General features: G+C 43.8%; 16 protein-coding genes. All 16 read left to right on the forward strand.

The annotated features are described in order from the left end of the window. Nucleotides 1–39: 39 nt before the first annotated feature. On the forward strand, nucleotides 40–393 hold the full coding sequence (gene ftsL / locus NSS75_RS08475) for a cell division protein FtsL (protein ID WP_003232200.1): 354 nt from the start codon (nucleotides 40–42) through the stop codon (nucleotides 391–393). After that, complete coding sequence (pbpB, locus tag NSS75_RS08480) at nucleotides 390–2,543, forward strand: penicillin-binding protein 2B (protein ID WP_339236975.1); 2,154 nt, start codon at nucleotides 390–392, stop codon at nucleotides 2,541–2,543. The genes ftsL and pbpB overlap by 4 nt, the downstream gene beginning before the upstream one ends. Before the next feature lie 125 nt (nucleotides 2,544–2,668). After that, the gene (locus tag NSS75_RS08485; RefSeq protein ID WP_024121311.1) at nucleotides 2,669–4,609 is read left to right on the forward strand and encodes a stage V sporulation protein D; all 1,941 of its coding nucleotides are present in this window, start codon (nucleotides 2,669–2,671) and stop codon (nucleotides 4,607–4,609) included. Nucleotides 4,610–4,783: 174 nt separating this feature from the next. Further along, complete coding sequence (locus NSS75_RS08490; protein ID WP_024121312.1) at nucleotides 4,784–6,268, forward strand: UDP-N-acetylmuramoyl-L-alanyl-D-glutamate--2,6-diaminopimelate ligase; 1,485 nt, start codon at nucleotides 4,784–4,786, stop codon at nucleotides 6,266–6,268. Nucleotides 6,269–6,379: 111 nt separating this feature from the next. Then, entirely contained in the window at nucleotides 6,380–7,354 is a 975-nt protein-coding gene (mraY, locus tag NSS75_RS08495; protein ID WP_024121314.1) for a phospho-N-acetylmuramoyl-pentapeptide-transferase, read from the forward strand. Next, nucleotides 7,355–8,710 (forward strand): UDP-N-acetylmuramoyl-L-alanine--D-glutamate ligase, encoded by a 1,356-nt coding sequence (gene murD, locus NSS75_RS08500; RefSeq protein ID WP_024121315.1) that lies wholly within the window; start codon nucleotides 7,355–7,357, stop codon nucleotides 8,708–8,710. It begins immediately after the preceding gene. Between the two features lie 59 nt (nucleotides 8,711–8,769). Continuing rightward, nucleotides 8,770–9,870: a stage V sporulation protein E gene (spoVE, locus tag NSS75_RS08505; protein ID WP_003221421.1), complete on the forward strand. Its 1,101-nt coding sequence runs from the start codon at nucleotides 8,770–8,772 to the stop codon at nucleotides 9,868–9,870. 123 nt (nucleotides 9,871–9,993) lie between these two features. Then, nucleotides 9,994–11,085: an undecaprenyldiphospho-muramoylpentapeptide beta-N-acetylglucosaminyltransferase gene (murG, locus tag NSS75_RS08510; RefSeq protein ID WP_024121316.1), complete on the forward strand. Its 1,092-nt coding sequence runs from the start codon at nucleotides 9,994–9,996 to the stop codon at nucleotides 11,083–11,085. A 31-nt stretch (nucleotides 11,086–11,116) separates the two neighbouring features. Continuing rightward, nucleotides 11,117–12,028, forward strand: a complete 912-nt coding sequence (gene murB, locus NSS75_RS08515; protein WP_024121317.1) for a UDP-N-acetylmuramate dehydrogenase — start codon at nucleotides 11,117–11,119, stop codon at nucleotides 12,026–12,028. A 129-nt stretch (nucleotides 12,029–12,157) separates the two neighbouring features. Then, nucleotides 12,158–12,949, forward strand: a complete 792-nt coding sequence (locus tag NSS75_RS08520; protein WP_024121318.1) for a cell division protein FtsQ/DivIB — start codon at nucleotides 12,158–12,160, stop codon at nucleotides 12,947–12,949. After that, nucleotides 12,946–13,641, forward strand: a complete 696-nt coding sequence (locus NSS75_RS08525) for a DUF881 domain-containing protein (protein WP_059292825.1) — start codon at nucleotides 12,946–12,948, stop codon at nucleotides 13,639–13,641. The genes NSS75_RS08520 and NSS75_RS08525 overlap by 4 nt, the downstream gene beginning before the upstream one ends. 21 nt (nucleotides 13,642–13,662) lie before the next feature. Continuing rightward, a complete protein-coding gene (locus NSS75_RS08530; protein ID WP_095713794.1) occupies nucleotides 13,663–14,370 on the forward strand; it encodes a DUF881 domain-containing protein in 708 nt (235 codons plus the stop codon). A 17-nt stretch (nucleotides 14,371–14,387) separates the two neighbouring features. Continuing rightward, nucleotides 14,388–14,753 carry a small basic family protein gene (locus NSS75_RS08535; RefSeq protein ID WP_010334164.1) on the forward strand — a complete coding sequence of 122 codons (366 nt, stop codon included), beginning with the start codon at nucleotides 14,388–14,390 and terminating at the stop codon, nucleotides 14,751–14,753. A 174-nt stretch (nucleotides 14,754–14,927) separates the two neighbouring features. Next, nucleotides 14,928–16,250, forward strand: coding sequence for a cell division protein FtsA (ftsA, locus tag NSS75_RS08540; protein WP_103671379.1), 1,323 nt, complete (start codon nucleotides 14,928–14,930; stop codon nucleotides 16,248–16,250). A gap of 35 nt (nucleotides 16,251–16,285) precedes the next feature. Continuing rightward, entirely contained in the window at nucleotides 16,286–17,434 is a 1,149-nt protein-coding gene (ftsZ, locus tag NSS75_RS08545; RefSeq protein ID WP_010334166.1) for a cell division protein FtsZ, read from the forward strand. A gap of 306 nt (nucleotides 17,435–17,740) precedes the next feature. After that, on the forward strand, nucleotides 17,741–22,048 hold the full coding sequence (locus NSS75_RS08550; protein WP_339236985.1) for a S8 family serine peptidase: 4,308 nt from the start codon (nucleotides 17,741–17,743) through the stop codon (nucleotides 22,046–22,048). Nucleotides 22,049–22,073 lie beyond the last annotated feature (25 nt).

The raw sequence follows: 22,073 nt of genomic DNA on the forward strand, positions 1-22,073 counted from the left end.
CAATACGCGAACGCAAACTTAAAAGGAGGTCATCAGCCTATGAGCAATTTAGCTTATCAACCAGAGAAACAGCAACGGCATGCGATCAGTCCTGAGAAAAAAGTGATTGTCAAGAAAAGGGCTTCCATTACACTCGGAGAAAAGGTGCTTCTCGTCCTCTTCGCTGCGGCAGTGCTGAGCGTATCGCTTTTGATCGTATCGAAGGCATATGCGGCTTACCAAACAAATATAGAGGTGCAAAAGCTTGAGGAGCAAATTTCTTCCGAAAACAAGCAGATTGGTGACCTCGAAAAAAGCGTTGCTGATTTAAGCAAGCCGCAGCGCATTATGGATATTGCGAAAAAGAACGGCTTGAATTTAAAAGATAAAAAAGTGAAAAACATACAGGAATGATTCAAATGCCAAAAAAGAATAAATTTATGAACAGAGGAGCGGCGATTCTAAGTATTTGTTTCGCTCTCTTTTTCTTTGTCATCCTTGGGAGAATGGCATATATTCAAATAACCGGAAAAGCCGACGGTGAAGTGCTTGCGACAAAAGCGACAGAGCAGCATGAAAAGAAACGGACAATCGAAGCGAGCCGGGGCTCCATTTTAGACAGAAATGGAAAAGTGATTGCTGAGGATACAGCTACGTATAAGCTGATCGCTGTTCTTGATGAAAAAATGACAACTGACAAAAAGCATCCGCAGCATGTCCAGAACAAGGAAAAAACAGCGGAAGAACTGTCTAAAGTGATAGATTTGGACAAGGCTGAAATCCTTGATATCTTAAATAAGAAGGGTGCAAAACAAGTTGAGTTCGGATCAGCAGGCCGGGATATTACCTATTCCCAAAAACAGAAAATCGAAAAGCTGAAACTTCCGGGAATTTCATTTTTGCGCGATACAAAGCGGTACTATCCGAACGGAATATTTGCGTCCAACTTAATCGGCTATGCCGAGGTTGACCAAAAAACAAATGAAATTACGGGCGCGATGGGCTTAGAAAAAGTGCTGGATCAGTATTTGAAGGAGCGGGACGGATACGTAACATACGAAAGTGACAAATCCGGCTGGGAGCTCCCGAACAGCAAAAATAAAATTACAGCGCCAAAAAATGGTGACAATGTTTATTTAACCATTGACCAGAAAATTCAAACCTTTTTAGAAGACAGTATGACAAAAGTGGCGGAAAAGTATAAACCGAAAAAAGTCATGGCCGCAGTTGTTGATCCGAAAACGGGCAAAGTGCTAGCCATGGGGCAGCGTCCAAGCTTTGACCCGAATACGCGCGATGTGACGAATTATTATAACGATTTGATTTCATATGCGTATGAGCCCGGGTCGACAATGAAGATCTTTACACTTGCAGCTGCGATACAGGAGAATGTGTATAACGGCAATGAAAAGTACAAGTCCGGAACATATAAAGTTGGCGGAGAACCTGTAAAAGACCATAATGATGGTGTAGGCTGGGGGCCAACAACGTATCATGACGGTGTTGTAAGGTCTTCAAATGTTGCTTTTGCCAAACTGGCTAATGAAAAATTGGGCTATTCCCGGTTTAATGAGTATCTTCATAAGTTCAATTTCTATCAAAAAACAGGCATTGACTTGCCGGGTGAAGTATCAAGTAAAATGAATTTTAAATATGAATTTGACAAAGCATCGACTGCATATGGCCAAGCCTCTGCTGTTACACCAATTCAACAGTTGCAGGCTGCAACTGCAATAGCAAATGACGGTAAAATGATGAAACCCTATGTCATAGACCATATTGTTGATCCTGACAAGAAAAAAACCATTTATCAAAATAAACCTCAGTCCGCCGGTACCCCAATTTCTGCGGATACCGCTAAAAAGGTTCGTAATATTTTAGGTGATGTCGTTACATCTGATATCGGTACTGGACAGCCATATAAAATTGAAGGTTTTGATGTGGCTGTTAAAACCGGAACAGCGCAAATTGCCGGACAAAACGGTTATCTATCTGGACGCGATAATTACGTATTTTCCGTAATGGGAATGGCGCCTAAAGATGATCCTGAGCTGCTGATCTATGTTGCAGTACAGCAGCCGCAATTAGAAAATGATGAAACAGGTTCTAATCCAGTATCTGAAATTTTCAATCCGACAATGAAAAACAGTTTGCATTATCTGAACATTGAACCGACTGAAACGTCTGATTCAAATAAGGAAGAAACGAAAGCGCAGGCGATGCCTGACTTAACAGATCAAACTGTAACAGGTGCTCAAAAGAAAGCGAAAGACGAAAACCTCACACCGATTGTGATCGGAAGTGATATTGCAGTAAAAGAGCAATATCCAAAAGCGGGTGAGGAAGTTTTGACCAATCAGAAGGTTTTCCTGAAAACGGGGGGCAAAATAAAAATGCCTGATATGACAGGCTGGTCGAGAAGAGAGGTTCTTCAATACGGCGATTTGGCAGGAATTCATATTGAAGTGAGCGGACAAGGTTACGCTGTGAGCCAAAGCGTTAAGAAGGACAAAGAAATAAAAGACGGAACCGTGATCAAGGTGAAGTTTAAGAATCCTGATTAAATAGAAAGAAAGCTTACCCCGTTGGGTGAGCTTTCTTTTTTTATATCTCCAAAGAGGAGCGCCGTTCTACCTGTCCACACGCAGGCATAAAATGAAACAAGCCTAAATAAGGAGTGAACGGTGCCTTGCGCGTCTCGAATGTAACGGTTAGAAAACGTTTATTATTTGTTTTGCTTTTTGGAGTGATCGTATTTCTGATCATTGATACAAGGCTGGGGTATGTTCAGTTTGTCATGGGAGAGAAACTGACTTCTCTGGCGAAGGATTCTTGGAGCCGGAACCTGCCGTTTGAGCCGGAACGGGGAGAGATCCTTGATCGGAACGGCGTTAAGCTTGCCACAAATAAAAGTGCACCGACCGTATTTGTCGTGCCGCGCCAAGTCCAGAATCCGCTGAAAACGAGCAAACAGCTGGCTGCGGTGTTAAATATGTCTGAAGAAAAAGTATATAAGCACGTCACGAAAAAAGCATCGATAGAAAAGATTACGCCAGAAGGGAGAAAAATTTCAAATGAGAAGGCAAAAGAAATCAAAGCGCTCGATTTAAAAGGGGTGTATGTAGCGGAGGATAGTATCCGCCATTATCCGTTCGGCAGCTTTTTATCTCATGTGCTTGGGTTTGCCGGTATTGATAACCAAGGACTTCTTGGGCTTGAAGCCTATTATGATGATGATTTAAAAGGAGAAAAAGGCTCTGTTAAGTTTTATACAGATGCCAAAGGGAAGAAAATGCCCGATGAAGCGGATGACTACACGCCTCCTAAGGATGGACTCGATATGAAGCTGACTGTGGATTCGAAGGTGCAAACCATAATGGAACGAGAGCTTGATAATGCTGAAGCTAAATATCATCCAGACGGTATGATTGCAGTCGCAATGAATCCGAAAAACGGAGAAATACTTGGAATGGCAAGCAGACCTGACTTTGATCCGGCTGATTACCAATCTGTTGACCCGTCCGTTTACAATCGGAATCTCCCTGTATGGAGCACATACGAGCCGGGTTCTACCTTTAAGATTATTACACTTGCGGCGGCTCTGGAGGAGCAGAAAGTCAACCTGAAACGTGACCAATTTTATGATAAAGGGCATGCAGAAGTAGACGGAGCAAGACTGCGCTGTTGGAAAAGGGGCGGCCACGGACTGCAAACGTACCTTGAAGTTGTGCAAAACTCCTGTAACCCCGGCTTCGTTGAATTGGGCGAGAGATTGGGCAAAGAAAAGCTATTCAAATATATAAAAGGCTTTGGATTTGGCCAAAAAACCGGGATTGACCTGCAGGGTGAAGGAACAGGGATTTTATTTCCGCTTGACAGAGTAGGCCCGGTTGAGCAAGCGACAACCGCCTTCGGACAGGGAGTATCCGTCACGCCGATTCAGCAGGTTGCAGCCGTTTCTGCCGCTGTTAACGGCGGCACGCTCTACACACCTTATATAGCAAAAGAGTGGCTTGATCCGGTAACCAAAAAAACTGTCAAAAAACAATCGCCAATCGCCAAGAAACAAGTCATTTCTAAGGAAACATCAAAACAAATCCGCTATGCTTTAGAAAGCGTCGTTGCAGAAGGCACCGGACGCAATGCGTTTGTCGAAGGCTATCGTGTCGGCGGAAAAACAGGAACAGCACAAAAGGTTAAAGATGGAAAATACCTCGAAAACAACCATATTGTATCATTTATCGGTTTCGCACCGGCTGACGACCCGAGTCTTGTCGTCTATGTCGCGGTGGATAACCCGAAAGGCACGATTCAGTTTGGCGGAACCGTTGCAGCGCCTATTGTGGGAAGTATCATGAGAGACAGCCTGCCGGAGCTTGGTGTTAAGCCTAGGAAAAATCAAATCGAAAAAAAATACCAATGGAACGACACAAAAACAATAGAAGTTCCGAATGTTGTAGGGATGTCTGTCTCAGATCTTGAGTCACTTTTGGTGAATCTGAATATAGATGCTTCCGGAAAAGGAAGCAAAATCGTCAAACAATCACCAGCTGCAGGAACAAAAGTAAAAGAGGGCTCTAAGATACGTGTTTATTTGACTGAAGAAGATGAAAAGGAGGCAGCCGATTAATTCGGGCTGCCTATTATTTTATTGCAGAAAAATGCTGATATCTTTCAAGATTAGCTGGATGTATCCTTTTTTTTACGCTAAAATATGAACTGTATGCTTAAAAGTCATTATCACATCATTTGATGTGACTTCAATGATAAAAAGAACGAATAGAATGTTGAGAGGTTTGATACGATGAAACTTACAAAGCTGCTTACATACTTAACAACCGAACCTTCTGTAAATGACTCACAAGACCCTGAAATAACTTCAATTGAGATGGACTCCAGGGAAGTAAAGAAAGGGAGTCTTTTTGTATGTGTAAAAGGGTATACGGTAGATGGCCATGATTTTGCGCAAAAAGCAGTTGAAAACGGCGCAGCGGCTATTGTGGCTGAAAAGGAGCTCGATGTGGATGTGCCTGTCATCATTGTCCGGCAGTCACTGCGGGCGCTCAGCGTTTTGTCTGATGCGTTTTACGGACAGCCGACAAAGAAACTGCAGCTGATCGGAATAACGGGCACAAACGGAAAAACATCAACGACCCATATGGTTGATGAGATTCTCAAAAAAGCGGGGAAACGAACAGGCTTAATCGGCACGATGTACATTAAAATCGATGACGAAACACTTCCTGTTAAAAACACGACACCGGAAAGCGTCACGTTGCAGCAAACATTTAAAAAAATGAATGACAAGCATGTCGACACGGCCATCATGGAGGTTTCTTCTCACGCTTTGTCACTGGGACGGGTTCACGGCTGTGATTATGACATTGCCGTGTTTACGAACTTAACACAGGATCATCTTGACTATCACAAAACGATGGATGAGTACCGACAGGCAAAAAGCCTGCTGTTTTCTCAGCTTGGCGGGGCATTCAACCATGAAAATCCAAAACGGGCTGTTTTAAACGCGGATGATGAGGCAAGCGCTTATTTTGAAAAGGTCACTGCGGCACATATTTCTACATATGGAATTAAAAACAATGCTGATGTAATGGCGAAAGATATCAAAACTACTGCACAGGGCACAAGTTTTGAACTGGTGACGAACAAAGGCACTAAGCACATCACGATGTCTCTCGTTGGACAGTTTAACGTGTATAACGTGCTCGCGGCTGTTACGACATGTATTGCGGCAGGCATTCCGTTTGAAACCATTACAGAAGCTGTGGAAGAATTGCATGGCGTAAGAGGCCGTTTTGAACTGGTTAATCAGCAGCAGGAGTTTCCGGTTATTGTTGATTACGCGCATACGCCGGACAGCCTTGAAAACGTGCTGAAGACATGCAGAGACATGGCGGAAGGAAAGCTTTTTGTTGTTGTCGGCTGCGGCGGAGACAGAGATAAGACGAAACGCCCGAAAATGGCGAAAATCGCTGTTGAGCTGGCTGACGAACCGATTTTCACTTCAGATAATCCAAGAAGCGAAGATCCGCGTGCCATTTTAAGAGATATGGAAGCAGGGGTAGAGAACGAATACTACCACAGCATTGCAAATCGCGAGCAGGCGATCTTCTTTGCCATTGCCAACGCCAAAAAAGGCGACGTTGTCCTCATTGCCGGGAAAGGCCATGAAACCTATCAGCAGATTGGGAACGAAACCTTTGACTTTGACGATGCTGAAGTGGCAGCAAGAGCGATTGTCGAACTGAATAAAAATAAGACGAATTCATAGGAAAGAGATGTTATTGAATGATGGGGCTTGAAAAGATTTTTCATATGGAAAAAAATCATGAATATGATAACTACGTATGTCGTTTGAAAGAAACAGGAGGAGAAAAGGACAATGCTTGAGCAAGTCATTCTGTTTACAATTTTAATGGGTTTTTTAATCAGTGTTCTGCTCTCTCCGATTCTTATTCCGTTTTTAAGAAGATTAAAATTCGGCCAGAGTATTAGAGAAGAGGGACCGAAATCACACCAGAAAAAATCAGGGACACCGACAATGGGCGGAGTCATGATCATACTGTCTATCATTGTGACAACTATTGTGATGACACAGAAGTTTTCAGAAATAAGTCCGGAAATGTTCCTGCTGCTGTTTGTCACGATCGGTTACGGTTTACTCGGCTTTTTGGATGATTACATCAAAGTCGTAATGAAACGAAATCTTGGTCTGACGTCAAAGCAAAAACTGATCGGACAAATTATCATCGCAATTGTGTTTTATGCGGTGTATCATTACTACAATTTTGCGACGGATATCCGCATTCCTGGGACTGATCTGTCATTTGATCTTGGATGGGCTTACTTTATCCTTGTGCTATTTATGCTTGTCGGCGGATCAAACGCCGTCAACCTGACTGACGGTCTTGACGGTTTATTATCAGGGACGGCAGCTATTGCTTTTGGCGCCTTTGCCATCCTGGCTTGGAATCAATCCCAATATGATGTTGCTATTTTCTCAGTCGCGGTTGTCGGAGCGGTGCTGGGCTTCCTGGTATTCAATGCGCATCCAGCCAAAGTGTTTATGGGAGATACAGGATCACTTGCATTGGGAGGAGCAATCGTCACCATTGCCATTTTAACGAAATTAGAAATCCTGCTGGTCATTATCGGCGGTGTATTCGTCATTGAGACATTATCCGTTATTCTGCAGGTCATCAGCTTTAAAACGACAGGTAAACGAATCTTTAAAATGAGTCCGCTTCACCACCATTATGAGCTTGTCGGGTGGTCTGAATGGAGAGTTGTTGTAACATTTTGGGCTGCGGGACTTTTGCTTGCCGTATTAGGAATTTACATCGAGGTGTGGTTATAAGTGGAAAACGATCTATTTTTGCAAAATCAGCATTTTTTAGTCCTTGGGCTCGCGAAAAGCGGGTTTGCGGCGGCGTCTATTCTTCATGAAAAAGGTGTTTATGTTACAGTCAACGACCAAAAGCCTTTTGATGAGAACGAACCAGCCCAGAAACTTTCTGAAAAAGGGGTCGAAGTTGTCTGCGGAGAGCACCCTGTTTCTCTGTTTGATCAGCATCAGATTACTGTACTGATCAAAAACCCGGGAATTCCATATGAAAATATTATGGTTCAGGAAGCAGAAAAAAGAGGCATCCCGATTTGGACAGAAATTGAGCTTGCCTACCATCTGACTAATGCCAAATTTATCGGGATTACCGGATCGAACGGAAAAACGACAACGACAACGCTGATTTATGAAATGCTGAAGGCAGACTCTCAAAAGGCGCTGATCGCCGGAAACATCGGTACAGTCGCAAGTGAGGTTGCCTATCACGCTGATGGAGATGAATGGATCGTAACGGAACTTTCGTCATTTCAGCTGATGGGAACGCACGACTTCAGGCCTGAAATCAGCCTGATTTTAAACGTGTTTGATGCCCATCTGGATTATCATCATACGAGAGAAAACTATGAAAAAGCGAAACAGAAAGTGTATCTGCATCAGAAAGCTTCAGATAAAGCAATTGTCAATCAGGATGATGAAACAGTCGTGCGCCTGGCTGAAGCCGGAGAAGCCGGAATTGTTCCTTTTTCAGTACACAAACAGCTTGAACACGGCGCTTATGTAAAAGACGGCATGATTATGTACAGCGGCGAAGCTATTCTTCCTCTGGAAGAGGTTGTGCTGCCAGGTGCGCATAATCTGGAGAACATTTTAGCCGCGATTGCGGCAGTGAAAACGGCTGGAGCGTCCAACGAGGCCATCAAAAAAGTGCTGACAAGCTTTACCGGCGTCAAGCACCGTCTCCAGTATGTCACAACGGTGAAGAACCGTAAGTTTTATAATGACAGCAAAGCAACAAACGTTTTGGCGACAAGCAAGGCGCTTTCGGCTTTTGAAAAACCTGTCATTCTGCTTGCAGGCGGACTGGATCGCGGAAACGGCTTTGATGACTTAAAGCCTTACATGAAGCATGTCAAAGCGGTGCTTACATTCGGACAGACAGCACCGAAACTTGAACAGCTCGGAAATGAGCTGGGAATACAACATGTCAAACGTGTCGATAATGTTGAACAAGCAGTATCTGCGGCGTTTGCGCTCTCAAATGAAGGAGATGTCATTCTGCTTTCACCTGCGTGTGCGAGCTGGGATCAATTCAAAACATTTGAAGAACGCGGTGACATGTTTATAGACGCCGTGCATATGCTTAAGTAAGGGCTTGTCTTGGAGAAATCGGCAGCCCTAATGACTTTAAGCTTGGGGTGTCGATTGATTTGACTACTAAAAAAACATCGCCTGATTTGTTATTGGTCATCATTACGTTATTATTATTAACAATTGGATTAATTATGGTGTACAGTGCGAGTGCGGTATGGGCGGATTATAAATTTGACGACTCATTCTTTTTCGCGAAACGGCAGCTGCTGTTTGCGGGCATCGGAGTTATTGCCATGTTCTTTATTATGAATGTTGATTATTGGACATGGCGGACATGGTCTAAATTGCTGATGGTTATCTGTTTTTTCTTGCTGGTGCTTGTTTTAATACCAGGCGTAGGCATGGTGCGGAACGGCTCAAGAAGCTGGATCGGAGTCGGCGCATTCAGCATACAGCCTTCAGAGTTTATGAAGCTTGCGATGATAGCATTCCTTGCTAAATTTCTCTCTGAAAAGCAAAAAAACATTACATCATTCAGACGTGGATTTGTCCCGGCGCTCGGCATCGTGTTTTCCGCATTTTTGATTATTATGTGCCAGCCTGACCTCGGAACGGGAACGGTAATGGTCGGTACTTGTATTGTCATGATTTTTGTAGCCGGTGCGCGAATCGCCCATTTCGTCTTTCTCGGGCTGATCGGCCTGAGCGGATTTGTCGGGCTGGTACTGTCGGCTCCATACCGGATTAAACGGATTACCTCTTACTTAAATCCGTGGGAAGATCCGCTTGGCAGCGGCTTTCAAATCATTCAATCGCTTTATGCGGTAGGGCCTGGCGGATTGTTCGGAATGGGGCTTGGCCAAAGCAGACAGAAATTCTTTTATCTGCCCGAACCGCAAACGGACTTTATTTTCGCCATCTTGTCAGAGGAGCTTGGGTTTATCGGCGGGTCGCTTATTTTGCTTCTGTTCAGCGTGCTGCTGTGGAGAGGAATCAGGATCGCGCTCGGTGCACCAGATCTATATGGCAGCTTTGTCGCTGTGGGGATTATTTCAATGATCGCGATCCAAGTTATGATCAATATCGGCGTTGTGACGGGCCTTATTCCGGTAACTGGCATCACGCTGCCGTTTCTAAGCTACGGAGGTTCATCGTTGACCCTGATGCTGATGGCTGTCGGCGTGCTGCTGAACGTGAGCCGGTACTCGAGGTATTAATGAATTTTATTAGTAAAGCGATCCTATGAAACAGGAAGCTGGGAAACAATTGAAGCGATAACCCTGTCCATAAAAACAGGGTTATCGTTATGTTATAGAGAAACTGAGACTGGGGGAAGAGTTATGCGAATTGCAATAAGCGGAGGCGGCACAGGGGGACACATTTATCCTGCGCTTGCCTTTATCAAAGAGGTGCAGCGCCGCCATCCTGATACGGAATTTTTATATATCGGAACAGAAAACGGATTAGAGAAAAAAATTGTAGAACGGGAAAATATACCGTTTCGTTCCATTGAAATTACAGGTTTTAAAAGAAAGCTTTCATTTGAAAACGTAAAAACGGTGATGCGTTTTCTAAAGGGCGTTAAAAAAAGCAAATCGTATTTAGCGGAATTTAAGCCGGATGCCGTGATTGGAACGGGCGGTTATGTGTGCGGGCCGGTTGTATACGCTGCTGCAAAAATGGGGATTCCGAGTATCGTTCATGAACAAAACAGCCTGCCGGGCATCACCAATAAGTTTCTTTCAAAATATGTTAATAAAGTAGCAATATGTTTTGAGGAAGCAAAATCACATTTTCCAAGTGAGAAAGTTGTATTTACGGGAAACCCGAGAGCCTCTGAGGTCGTCTCAATAAAGACGGGCCGCTCAATGGCTGAATTCGGACTCTCTGAAGAGAAAAAAACCGTATTAATCTTCGGCGGAAGCAGAGGCGCCGCACCGATTAACCAAGCGGTCATTGATATGCAGGATGCGCTGAAATCAAGAGCGTATCAAGTACTGTATATTACGGGCGAGGTTCACTATGAGAAAGTAATGACTGAGCTGAAAAACAAGGGTGCAGCTGACAATATGGTCACAAAACCGTTTCTCCATCAGATGCCAGAATATTTAAAGGCAATTGATGTGATTGTAGCAAGAGCGGGTGCGACGACCATTGCGGAAATTACGGCACTAGGAATCCCAAGTGTGCTGATTCCAAGTCCGTACGTAACGGCGAATCACCAGGAGGTCAATGCGCGATCTCTCGGTCAGCATGATGCTGCGATTGTGTTGAAAGAAACAGAACTCAGCGGCGAAAAGCTGATTGAAGCGCTTGACCGGATTGTGCTCGATGAACAAACATTAAAGGATATGAGCGAACGGACAAAGTCACTCGGTGTTCCTGATGCGGCTGCCCGTTTATACAGCGTACTCGAAGATTTGAAAAAATAATAGAAAAGCAAATGGAATGCGGAGGTTTACGATGGAGAAAGTGATACAAGAATTAAAAGAACGCGAAGTCGGCAAGGTGCTTGCAAATGAACCGCTCGCAAATCATACGACAATGAAAATCGGGGGTCCTGCGGATGTATTGGTCATTCCAAGCAGTGTAGATGCTGTCAAGGACATCATGGATGTTGTGAAAAAATATGAAGTAAAGTGGACAGTCATCGGCCGCGGGTCAAACCTTCTTGTATTAGATGAAGGAATCAGAGGCGTGGTCATCAAGCTGGGCGCGGGTCTTGACCACTTGGAGCTTGACGGGGAACAAGTCACTGTCGGTGGCGGTTATTCAGTCGTGCGTCTTGCTACATCGTTGAGCAAAAAAGGCTTGTCGGGATTAGAATTCGCTGCCGGAATTCCGGGATCCGTCGGAGGAGCTGTTTATATGAATGCAGGCGCTCACGGGTCTGATATGAGTAAGATCCTTGTCAAAGCGCATATTTTATTTGAAGACGGCACGATCGAGTGGCTGACAAATGAGGAGATGGAATTCACCTACAGAACGTCCGTATTGCAAAAGAAACGCCCTGGTGTTTGTCTTGAAGCCGTTCTGCAGCTTGAACAAAAGGATAAAGAATCAATCGTTCAGCAAATGCAAAGCAATAAAGACTACAGAAAGAATACACAGCCGTATTCAAGCCCTTGTGCAGGAAGCATATTCAGAAACCCGCTTCCGAACCATGCCGGCAATCTAGTGGAAAAAGCAGGCTTAAAAGGATATCAAATCGGCGGTGCGAAAATATCGGAAATGCACGGGAACTTTATCGTCAATGCGGGCGGAGCATCAGCAAAAGATGTGCTTGATCTGATCGACCATGTGAAAAAGACGATCCGTGAAAAATATGAGATTGAGATGCACACAGAGGTTGAAATCATCGGTGAAAATCGCTGATTCAAGTTCTGAACTGAAGCTGTTCATATGATATACTGTAAGCAAACGACAAACGGCATCATAGTATGCCGTTTGTTTTGGAATAGGCAGACTTTTAAGGCTGTTTCATTTGAATGAGGTGAACAGGCAATGAATCCGGGGCATGACCGAGAAAAAATCGTAAATATTGAAGAGCGGATCCCTAAAATTAAAGAGCAGAGAAAACAGAAGGCAAACCGCCGGCTTATTTCATTTATTATGCTCTTTTTTATGATGGTGCTGATCATCGTGTATCTGCAGACACCGATCAGTAAAATTTCATCAATCTCTGTTACCGGCAATGAGAATGTTTCCAAAAAGGAGATTATTGATCTTTCCGATATCAAAAGCGGAGATACTGAATTTTGGAGTCTGGATAAGAAAAAAACAGCAAAAAAGATTCAGCAAAATAAATTAGTAAAAAAAGCAGAAATCAGCAAATCCCTTCCTAATAAAATCAACATTGCGATCGAAGAATATAAAGCGATTGCTTATTTAGAAAAAGACAATGTGTATTATGAAGTCCTTGAAAACGGTTCAGTTTTGCCAGACGAAGTAACGCCGGATGATGCGGGACCGATTTTGGTGAATTGGACAGACGCTAAAAAACGTGTTCAAATGGCCAAGCAGCTCGATGCTTTGTCAAATTCTATAAAACAATCGATTTCAGAAGTGTATTATACTCCTGTCAAAATGGATCAAAACCGGATTAAATTATATATGAACGACGGGTATGTCGTCACTGCATCCATCAAAACCTTTGCAGACCGAATGAAAACGTATCCTTCTATTATTTCACAGCTCAGCGGCAGTAAAAAAGGGATTATTCATTTAGAAGTTGCAACCTATTTTGAGGAGTTTGGAAAAAGCGATTCGTCTGCCAAAAAGGAAGATGAAAATTGAGGGGCAAATCAGCCGTCCTTCTTTCTTTGATTATGCTTATCGCCGGCTTTTTAATTTCTTTTTCTTTTCAGACGACAAGAGAAAACCACAAAAGCATGACAGAGACGGAAGAATGGAAAAAAGAATATGCCCTGCGGGATGAACTGCTGAAACAAGAGAAAGAAAACAAGGACCTTGAAAAAGAACTGTATCAAAAGCAGAACAAAGTCCGTCAGACTGAAAATAAGCTGAAGAACGAAAAAACAGAATACTATAACGTCCTGGAAGATGTAGAAAAGTACAGAATGTATATTGGGGAAGTCGGTGTACAAGGAGAGGGCGTTCAAGTGACTTTGGAAGATGCTTCTTATATACCGGAAGGAGAGAACGTGAACAGCTACATCGTTCACGAAAGCCATCTCTTTCAAGTCATAAATGAACTGTATATATCTGGTGCGGCAGCCGTCTCCGTCAACGGCCAGCGGCTGACCCATGATTCCTACATCAAGTGCAACGGGCCGGTCGTAACGGTAGACGGGGTGCAGCACCCCGCCCCGTTTGTCGTTTCTGCCATCGGAGATCCTGATGTCCTGCTTCCTTCGTTAAATATAGCAGGAGGCCTGATCGATCAGCTTTCTATGGATCATATTTCTGTTACTGCAGAAAAAAAGAAAAATGTACAAATGGAACCCATTCTGAAAACGAAGGAATGACTGGAAAAGCGGGTGAAGTGATTGAAAATAAAGCGTTCCTTCATTAGCATCAGCGTGCTTATGGTTATATTCGGCCTTATGATATCTGTTCAATTTAATTCTTTAAAGCATCCACAAGTCCGAGATACAAGAGATATGTGGGATATAAGAGAAGAGCTTACATCAGAACAGAAGAAGCAGGAAGAGCTGCTGGCTGAAATTAAAAAGTATGATAAATTGCTGAATACCTATACACAAAACAAAGAATTGACAAAAGAAACAGCGCTCAATAATACATTACAAACCTTAAAAAAAACAGCCGGCATGACCGATATAACAGGTAGCGGAATTGTCATCACCCTTTCTCCGCTTTTTTCTGAAAGCGTAACTGGAGAGGCGATCAAAAATCCACCGCCGGATTTACTAAAGAAGCTGATCAATGAACTCAACTCCTATGGTGCTGAGCATATCTCAATAAATGAGCGAAGAGTTGTGAATTCTTCAGTGATACGGGACATAAACGGCACAACAAAAATAGACGGATACAGCCTTGATGATTATCCTTTAACAGTAAAAGTGCTTGCTGAAGATCCGGACAAGCTGTACAGCAGGGTAAAGGGGTCCGATTTAGAGGATATCTTTGCTTCTGAAAATGTAGCGTTAAAAGCAGGTAAATCTGACAGCAGCCTGACTTTAAAAGCTTATGACAGAGCAGTGGACGTACAACAGCTAAAACCGCTGAAAGACTAAAAGGGAGGAGAATTGTCATGTGGCTGCCCGTGCTTGGACTCGTGCTCGGAATAACGATCGGATTGATGACAAACTTAACGATACCGAGTGAATACTCAAATTATTTATCACTTGCGGTGCTTGCTGCACTTGATACTCTAATCGGCGGAATCAGGGCGCATTTACAAGGTACATATGATGAAATGGTATTTGTTTCCGGTTTCTTTTTTAATATTATATTGGCAATAAGTTTAGCTTTTCTGGGAGTCCATCTTGGTGTAGACTTGTATTTAGCAGGTATATTCGCATTTGGAGTCAGGTTATTTCAGAATATAGCCGTTATAAGAAGAAATCTACTAACAAAGTGGACTCTTTCTAAAAAAAATAAAAAAAATGTGATATAAAAGAGGATATACATAGGATATAACGAATATTTTCAATAAACATAAAATGTGAAAAGCACATAAGGAATATTCCGTTGTTATTTTTTGTTACACACTTGTAAAGCCACATTCATTGTATTGTTGTTCCGCAAATAATAGAATAGAAATGATCGAAATGTGAGGAGGTGCCATAGAATGAACAACAATGAACTTTACGTCAGTCTTGACATCGGTACGTCCAATACAAAAGTGATCGTCGGAGAAATGACAGATGATTCCCTAAATATTATCGGTGTGGGAAATGTACCGTCTGAAGGGTTGAAAAAAGGCTCAATCGTTGATATAGATGAGACCGTTCATTCTATAAGAAAAGCGTTTGACCAAGCTGAAAGAATGGTAGGTTTTCCGCTTAGAAAAGCTATTGTCGGCGTTAATGGAAATTATATCAATATTCAAGATACAAACGGTGTTGTAGCAGTTTCCAGTGAAAATAAAGAAATTCAAGTAGAAGATGTCCGCCGCGTCATGGAAGCGGCTCAGGTTGTTTCAATACCGCATGAACAGCTGATAGTCGACGTCATTCCTAAACAATTTATCGTAGATGGAAGAGATGAAATTACCGACCCGAAAAAAATGCTAGGTGTGCGTTTAGAAGTAGAGGGCACACTGATCACCGGTTCAAAAACAATATTACATAACTTGCTTCGCTGCGTTGAAAGAGCCGGTGTTGAAATAACTGATATTTGTCTACAGCCGCTGGCAGCCGGTTCTGCTGCTTTGTCTAAGGATGAGAAAAATCTCGGTGTGGCTCTCATTGATATAGGCGGAGGGTCAACCACCATTGCCGTGTTCCAGAACGGACACCTGACTTCTACCCGTGTCATTCCTCTCGGAGGCGAAAATATCACCAAAGATATCTCCATCGGATTGAGAACGTCCACAGAAGAAGCGGAACGTGTGAAAAAACAATTTGGACATGCCTACTATAACGAGGCTTCAGAAGATGAAGTATTTGAGGTAACCGTTATAGGCACCAATCAGAAACAAACATTTACACAGCAGGAAGCAGCGAATATCATAGAAGCAAGAGTCGAAGAAATTCTTGAGATTGCTTCAGACGAACTTCGCAATATGGGAATTAGCGATCTGCCGGGAGGCTTCGTGCTGACAGGGGGGCAAGCAGCAATGCCTGGTATCATGTCACTAGCGCAGGATGTGCTGCAAAACAATGTCAGAGTGGCGAGCCCGAATTATATCGGTGTAAGAGATCCTCAGTATATGACGGCAGTTGGCATGATTCAATTTGCCTGCCGGAATGCAAGAATTCAAGGCAGAAAAATTGGCTTCAAGATGCCTGAAGAAGCGATACAGGAAATCGCCGTCTCATCAGCAGAGGAACAAGAGCAGCATCATCACCAAAATGAGATGCAGCAACGGCCAAAAGGAAAACAAAAAACACAAGCCGAACATAACAAACAGAGCAAAATGAAAAAACTATTAAGCATGTTTTGGGAATAGATAGATAGTCATTCGGCAGATTAGGAGGATTTAGCATGTTGGAGTTCGAAACAAACATAGACGGCTTAGCATCAATTAAAGTAATCGGAGTAGGAGGCGGCGGTAACAACGCGGTCAACCGAATGATTGAGAATGAAGTGCAAGGAGTAGAGTACATCGCGGTAAATACGGACGCTCAAGCTCTTAACCTGTCAAAAGCGGAAGTGAAAATGCAAATCGGCGCAAAGCTGACTAGAGGATTGGGAGCAGGTGCGAATCCGGAAGTCGGGAAAAAAGCCGCAGAGGAAAGCAAGGAGCAGATTGAAGAAGCGCTAAAAGGCGCTGACATGGTATTCGTAACAGCTGGTATGGGAGGCGGAACAGGAACAGGTGCCGCACCGGTTATTGCGCAAATCGCAAAAGATTTAGGAGCATTAACAGTCGGAGTCGTTACAAGACCGTTTACGTTCGAAGGTCGCAAAAGACAGCTGCAGGCGGCGGGCGGAATTTCTGCAATGAAAGAAGCGGTGGACACGCTGATTGTGATCCCGAACGACCGTATTCTTGAAATTGTTGATAAAAACACGCCGATGCTTGAAGCATTCCGTGAAGCTGATAACGTACTCCGTCAGGGGGTTCAAGGTATTTCTGACCTGATCGCTACTCCTGGTCTCATTAACCTAGACTTTGCTGATGTGAAAACGATCATGTCAAACAAAGGATCTGCTTTAATGGGTATTGGTATTGCGACTGGAGAAAACCGTGCTGCAGAAGCTGCGAAAAAAGCTATTTCCAGTCCGCTTCTTGAAGCAGCAATTGACGGCGCGCAAGGCGTCTTAATGAACATTACTGGCGGAACAAATCTGAGCCTTTATGAAGTTCAGGAAGCAGCAGACATTGTCGCTTCTGCATCTGATCAGGATGTAAACATGATTTTCGGTTCTGTTATTAACGAAAATCTTAAAGACGAGATTGTGGTTACGGTGATTGCCACTGGTTTTATCGAACAGGAGAAAGATGTTACGAAACCCCAGCGTCCATCATTAAACCAGAATATCAAATCACATAATCAGAGTGTTCCAAAACGTGAGCCGAAACGAGAGGAACCGCAGCATCAAAACACAGTCAGCCGCCAAACCTCACAGCCGGCTGACGATACGCTTGATATCCCGACATTTTTAAGAAACCGCAATAAACGCGGCTAATTGAAAGGACAAAATCGTTTTCGATTTTGTCCTTTTTTATTTTTTCCTCAATCATTTCCATCCATCTATCATGTCTTTTGAACTATGTCTTCCTACACAGATCAACAAATCAACCTATTATACCTACCGATATTTCATGACCATCTAATCATTTTCATTTATATGGAAAAGAAATGACAGGAAACGACAATATTTGTAATTGAGATTGTCTACAGTTAACATACAGCGAAGTTTTGACAAACAAATTGAATGTTAAAGGAGGGACGACATTTTTTTACAAGGTGGTTTACAAAAGGGGGATAAAAAATGAGGAAAAAGACGAAAAACAGACTGATCAGTTTTGTTTTGAGTACAGTTGTCGTCAGTTCACTGCTGTTTCCGGGTGCAGCCGGGGCAAGCAGCAAAGGCGCTGCTTCTTCTGTAAAACAGGAGCTTCAATCTTCTGAATCGATTCAAAACAAGATTTCCAGCTCATTAAAGAAAAGCTTTAAAAAAGAAGAAAAAACTACTTTTCTGATCAAATTTAAAGATCAAGCTGACACCCAAAAAGCAGCAAAATCAGCTGTCAAAAAAGCGAAATCTAATAAGCTGACCGCTGCTAAAACGGAATATCAAAAGCGTTCGGCCGTCGTGTCTTCGTTAAAAGTGACAGCTGATGAAGCTCAGAAAGACGTCTTGAAATATTTAAACAGCCAGAAAAATAAAGGGAATGCCGATGATATTCACTCCTATTATGTGGTAAATGGAATTGCTGTCCATGCTTCAAAAGAAGTCATGGAGAAAGTGGCGCAGTTCCCTGAAGTAGAAAAGGTGCTTCCGAATGAAAAACGGCAGCTTTTTAAGTCATCCGATTCCCCATTCAATATGAAAAAAGCACAAAAAGCGATAAAAGCAACTGACGGTGTAGAATGGAATGTAGACCAAATAGACGCACCGAAGGCTTGGGAGCTTGGCTATGACGGAACGGGTACGGTTGTCGCCTCCATTGATACCGGGGTTGAATGGGAACATCCTGCATTAAAAGAAAAATATCGCGGGTATCATCCGGAAAGCCCCAATGAGCCTGATCATGACATGAACTGGTTTGATGCTGTAGCGAACGAGTCCAGTCCATATGATGATCTTGATCACGGTACTCATGTAACAGGTACAATGGTTGGTTCTGAGCCTGATGGCACGAATCAAATTGGTGTCGCACCTGGTGCAAAATGGATTGCTGTTAAGGCGTTTTCTGAAGATGGCGGGACAGACGCTGACATTTTGGAGGCTGGTGAATGGATTTTAGCTCCAAAGGACGCAGAGGGCAACCCTCATCCAGAAATGGCTCCGGATGTCGTCAATAATTCTTGGGGCGGGGGCTCCGGTCTTGATGAATGGTACAGAGATATGGTCAATGCCTGGCGGGCGGCCGACATTTTCCCGGAATTCTCTGCGGGAAATGCGGACCTCTTTAACCCGGGAGGACCTGGTTCTATTGCGAATCCTGCCAATTATCCGGAAGCGTTTGCGACAGGAGCGACTGATATTAACAAAAAGCTTGGCGATTTTTCACTCCAGGGACCGTCGCCATACGATGAAACAAAGCCGGAAATTTCTGCTCCAGGCGTAAACATCCGGTCTTCAGTTCCCGGCCAGACATATGAAGACGGATGGGATGGCACGTCGATGGCAGGACCGCATGTTTCTGCTGTTGCTGCGCTATTGAAGCAGGCAGACGCCTCACTTTCTGTCGATGAGATGGAGGATATATTGACAAGCACGGCTGAGCCATTAACGGATTCTACATTCCCTGACTCTCCGAATAACGGATACGGTCATGGTTTGGTGAACGCTTTTGATGCCGTATCAGCGGTTACAGACGGTTTAGGAAAAGCTGAAGGGCAAGTTTCTGTCGATGGGGAAGATGACGAGCAGCCTGGCTTTCAGCATGAGAAAGTAAATGAAGCTTATGAAGGTGCCAGCCTTCCGCTTACCTTGACAGCTGAAGACAATGTGAGTGTGACATCCGTGAAATTGTCCTATAAGCTGGATCAAGGCGAATGGAACGAGGTCAAAGCTAAACGAATCAGCGGAGATCATCTGAAAGGAACGTACCAGGCGGAAATCCCAAATATAAAGGGGACCGCATTAAGCTATAAGTGGATCATTCAGGATTTTGGCGGCCATGTTGTCGAGTCTGACATATATGATGTATCCGTGAAACCTAGCATCACTGTTGGATACAGGCAGGATTTTGAAACAGAACCAGGCGGCTGGCTTACGAGCGGAACAAATAATAACTGGGAGTGGGGAGTTCCGGAATCAGGCCCTAATGCAGCTGCATCAGGAGAAAAAGTATATGGGACAAACCTGACTGGAAATTATGCCAATGGAGCGAATATGAATCTCACTATGCCTCCAATTGACGTGCCTGATTCAGGCGGCCTGTTTCTTCAATTTAAAAGCTGGCACAACCTGGAAAATGATTTTGATTATGGCTACGTTTTTGTTTTACCGGAAGGCGAAACGAATTGGGAGCAGGCAGGGGTCTATAACGGAAAGACTTCAAACTGGACCAGCGAAGAAATTAATTTATCCGCATACAGAGGCCAAAACATTCGAGTGATGTTTAACCTTCAGTCTGATGAAAGCATTGCAAAAGAGGGCTGGTACGTTGATGATGTTCAGCTTTCAGACAAATCTTCCGGGAAAACAGCCAAAAAGAATAAGCTGGGCGTACAAAAACCGGCAGAAAAGCAAAAGAAAAAAGCGGTTAATCCAAAAAAGGCTAAGCCATCAACAAATACAGCTGCCAAAACAAAACATAGTGCTGATATGCAGCCGCAAGCATTGCCGCTCAGAGCACAGGTCAGTGTGGTTGAAACAGGAAAATCAACCTATTCAGACCAATCAACCGGACAGTACAAGCTGACGCATAAAGCAGGAGACTACACGCTTATGGCAGAAGCTTACGGCTATCAATCAAAAACGCAAAAAGTGTCTTTGCAGGCAGATCAGACAACCCAAGCTAATTTTACGTTAGAAGAAATAAAGAAAGGCACATTAAAAGGCACTGTCATCAATAAAACAACAGGAGAGCCGGTAAAAGGCGCTTCCGTCTATGTTATCGAGGATGCCGCGGTTGAACCGGCAACTACAAACGACAAAGGAGAATATACACTTGAGGCCTACGAGGGCTCTTACACCATTAAAGTGGCTGCACCGGGCTATTACAGTGATGAATTTTCCGTTGATTTAAAAGGTGATATCACAAAAGAAACTGTGCTGAAGCCTTTCGTCGGTTATCCGGGCGAGATCGGATACGATGACGGAACAGCGGAGAATGCAAATTCCTATTTCGCGGCCGGAAACGGCTGGGCGGTTAAAATGTCACTGGCTGACGGCAAGGAAAAAGGCATGCTGACAGGAGGGCTATTCAGATTCTGGGATACGGAGTTCCCTGATCCTGGCGGCACAGAGTTTAAGGTCGAGGTTTACGATGCTACAGGGAAAGATGGAGCACCCGGCAAAAAAATTGCGGGACCATATAACGCGGAAGCTCTTCGTAATGGCGAATGGACGAAAGTCGATCTCAGCTCGAAGGGGATTATGGTCGATAAAGACTTTTATCTTGTATATATCCAGTCAAAACCCGATCCATATTCACCAGGCTTGGCAATGGATGAAACCGGGCAGTACTCAGATCGCAACTGGCAGTATGTTAACGGAACATGGCAAAAAGGAGATAAAGAAGACGGCAACTATATGATTCGCGCGTTAGTCGATTATGAAGCTGCCGTACCTGTCATTACTTCTCCTGAAGATAAAGCATACACCAATAAGGAGAACGTCACGGTAAAAGGAAAGGCATCTCCGGGGACGACTGTAACCCTTTATAATGGTGAAAAAGAAGCAGGAGAAACGAAAACTGCCGAAGATGGCACGTTCGAGGCAGGAGTTTCACTCAGCAAAGGGGAAAACAAGCTGACAGCGGCTGCATCAACAGACTCCGGAACGACAGATGCTTCAAGTCCTGTCACGGTCACACTTGATCAAGACAAGCCTGAACTGACGCTCGACAATCCAAAGGATGGCGAGAAAATCAATAAAGAAGCGCTGACTGTTAAAGGCACTGTTTCAGATGACAACTTGAAAGAAGTAAAGGTTAATGGCAAAAAAGCAACGGTCACAGACGGTTCCTACTCTGCCCGTATCCTTTTGGAAAACGGAAGCAACGAAGTAAAGGTGACAGCCACTGACTTAGCAGGCAACAAAACGACGAAAAAAGCTGTCGTCGATGTGAATTTTGACCAGCCAGTCATTACCGGACTGATTCCTGGTGAGGATAAAACCTTAAAAGCCGGTGAATCGGTCAAAATCGCTTTTTCAAGCGCGAAAGGTGCAGATGCAACGTTTGTCATTCGCCTGCCGCTCACAAATGCAAGAGCGAATGTACAAAACGCTACCGAGCTGCCGTTAAGAGAAATTTCTCCGGGACGATATGAAGGCTACTGGACAGCAACATCTTCTATTAAAGCAAACGGAGCTAAGGTAGAGGTTATCGTTCGAGACGGTTACGGCAATGAAACCAGAAAAACAGCGAATGGAAAACTTTATATCAATACTGAAAAGTAAGTGTAAGAAAGCTGCCGCTCTTGGC

The sequence above is a fragment of the Bacillus sp. FSL K6-1012 genome (assembly GCF_037964915.1).
Lineage (GTDB): Bacteria > Bacillota > Bacilli > Bacillales > Bacillaceae > Bacillus > Bacillus halotolerans.

Coding starts and splice junctions, on each gene's coding strand:
- ftsL (WP_003232200.1), top strand. CDS start 40: ATGAGCAATTTAGCTTATCAACCAGAGAAACAGCAACGGCATGCGATC.
- pbpB (WP_339236975.1), top strand. CDS start 390: ATGATTCAAATGCCAAAAAAGAATAAATTTATGAACAGAGGAGCGGCG.
- NSS75_RS08490 (WP_024121312.1), top strand. CDS start 4,784: ATGAAACTTACAAAGCTGCTTACATACTTAACAACCGAACCTTCTGTA.
- mraY (WP_024121314.1), top strand. CDS start 6,380: ATGCTTGAGCAAGTCATTCTGTTTACAATTTTAATGGGTTTTTTAATC.
- murG (WP_024121316.1), top strand. CDS start 9,994: ATGCGAATTGCAATAAGCGGAGGCGGCACAGGGGGACACATTTATCCT.
- murB (WP_024121317.1), top strand. CDS start 11,117: ATGGAGAAAGTGATACAAGAATTAAAAGAACGCGAAGTCGGCAAGGTG.
- NSS75_RS08520 (WP_024121318.1), top strand. CDS start 12,158: ATGAATCCGGGGCATGACCGAGAAAAAATCGTAAATATTGAAGAGCGG.
- NSS75_RS08535 (WP_010334164.1), top strand. CDS start 14,388: ATGTGGCTGCCCGTGCTTGGACTCGTGCTCGGAATAACGATCGGATTG.
- ftsA (WP_103671379.1), top strand. CDS start 14,928: ATGAACAACAATGAACTTTACGTCAGTCTTGACATCGGTACGTCCAAT.
- ftsZ (WP_010334166.1), top strand. CDS start 16,286: ATGTTGGAGTTCGAAACAAACATAGACGGCTTAGCATCAATTAAAGTA.
- NSS75_RS08550 (WP_339236985.1), top strand. CDS start 17,741: ATGAGGAAAAAGACGAAAAACAGACTGATCAGTTTTGTTTTGAGTACA.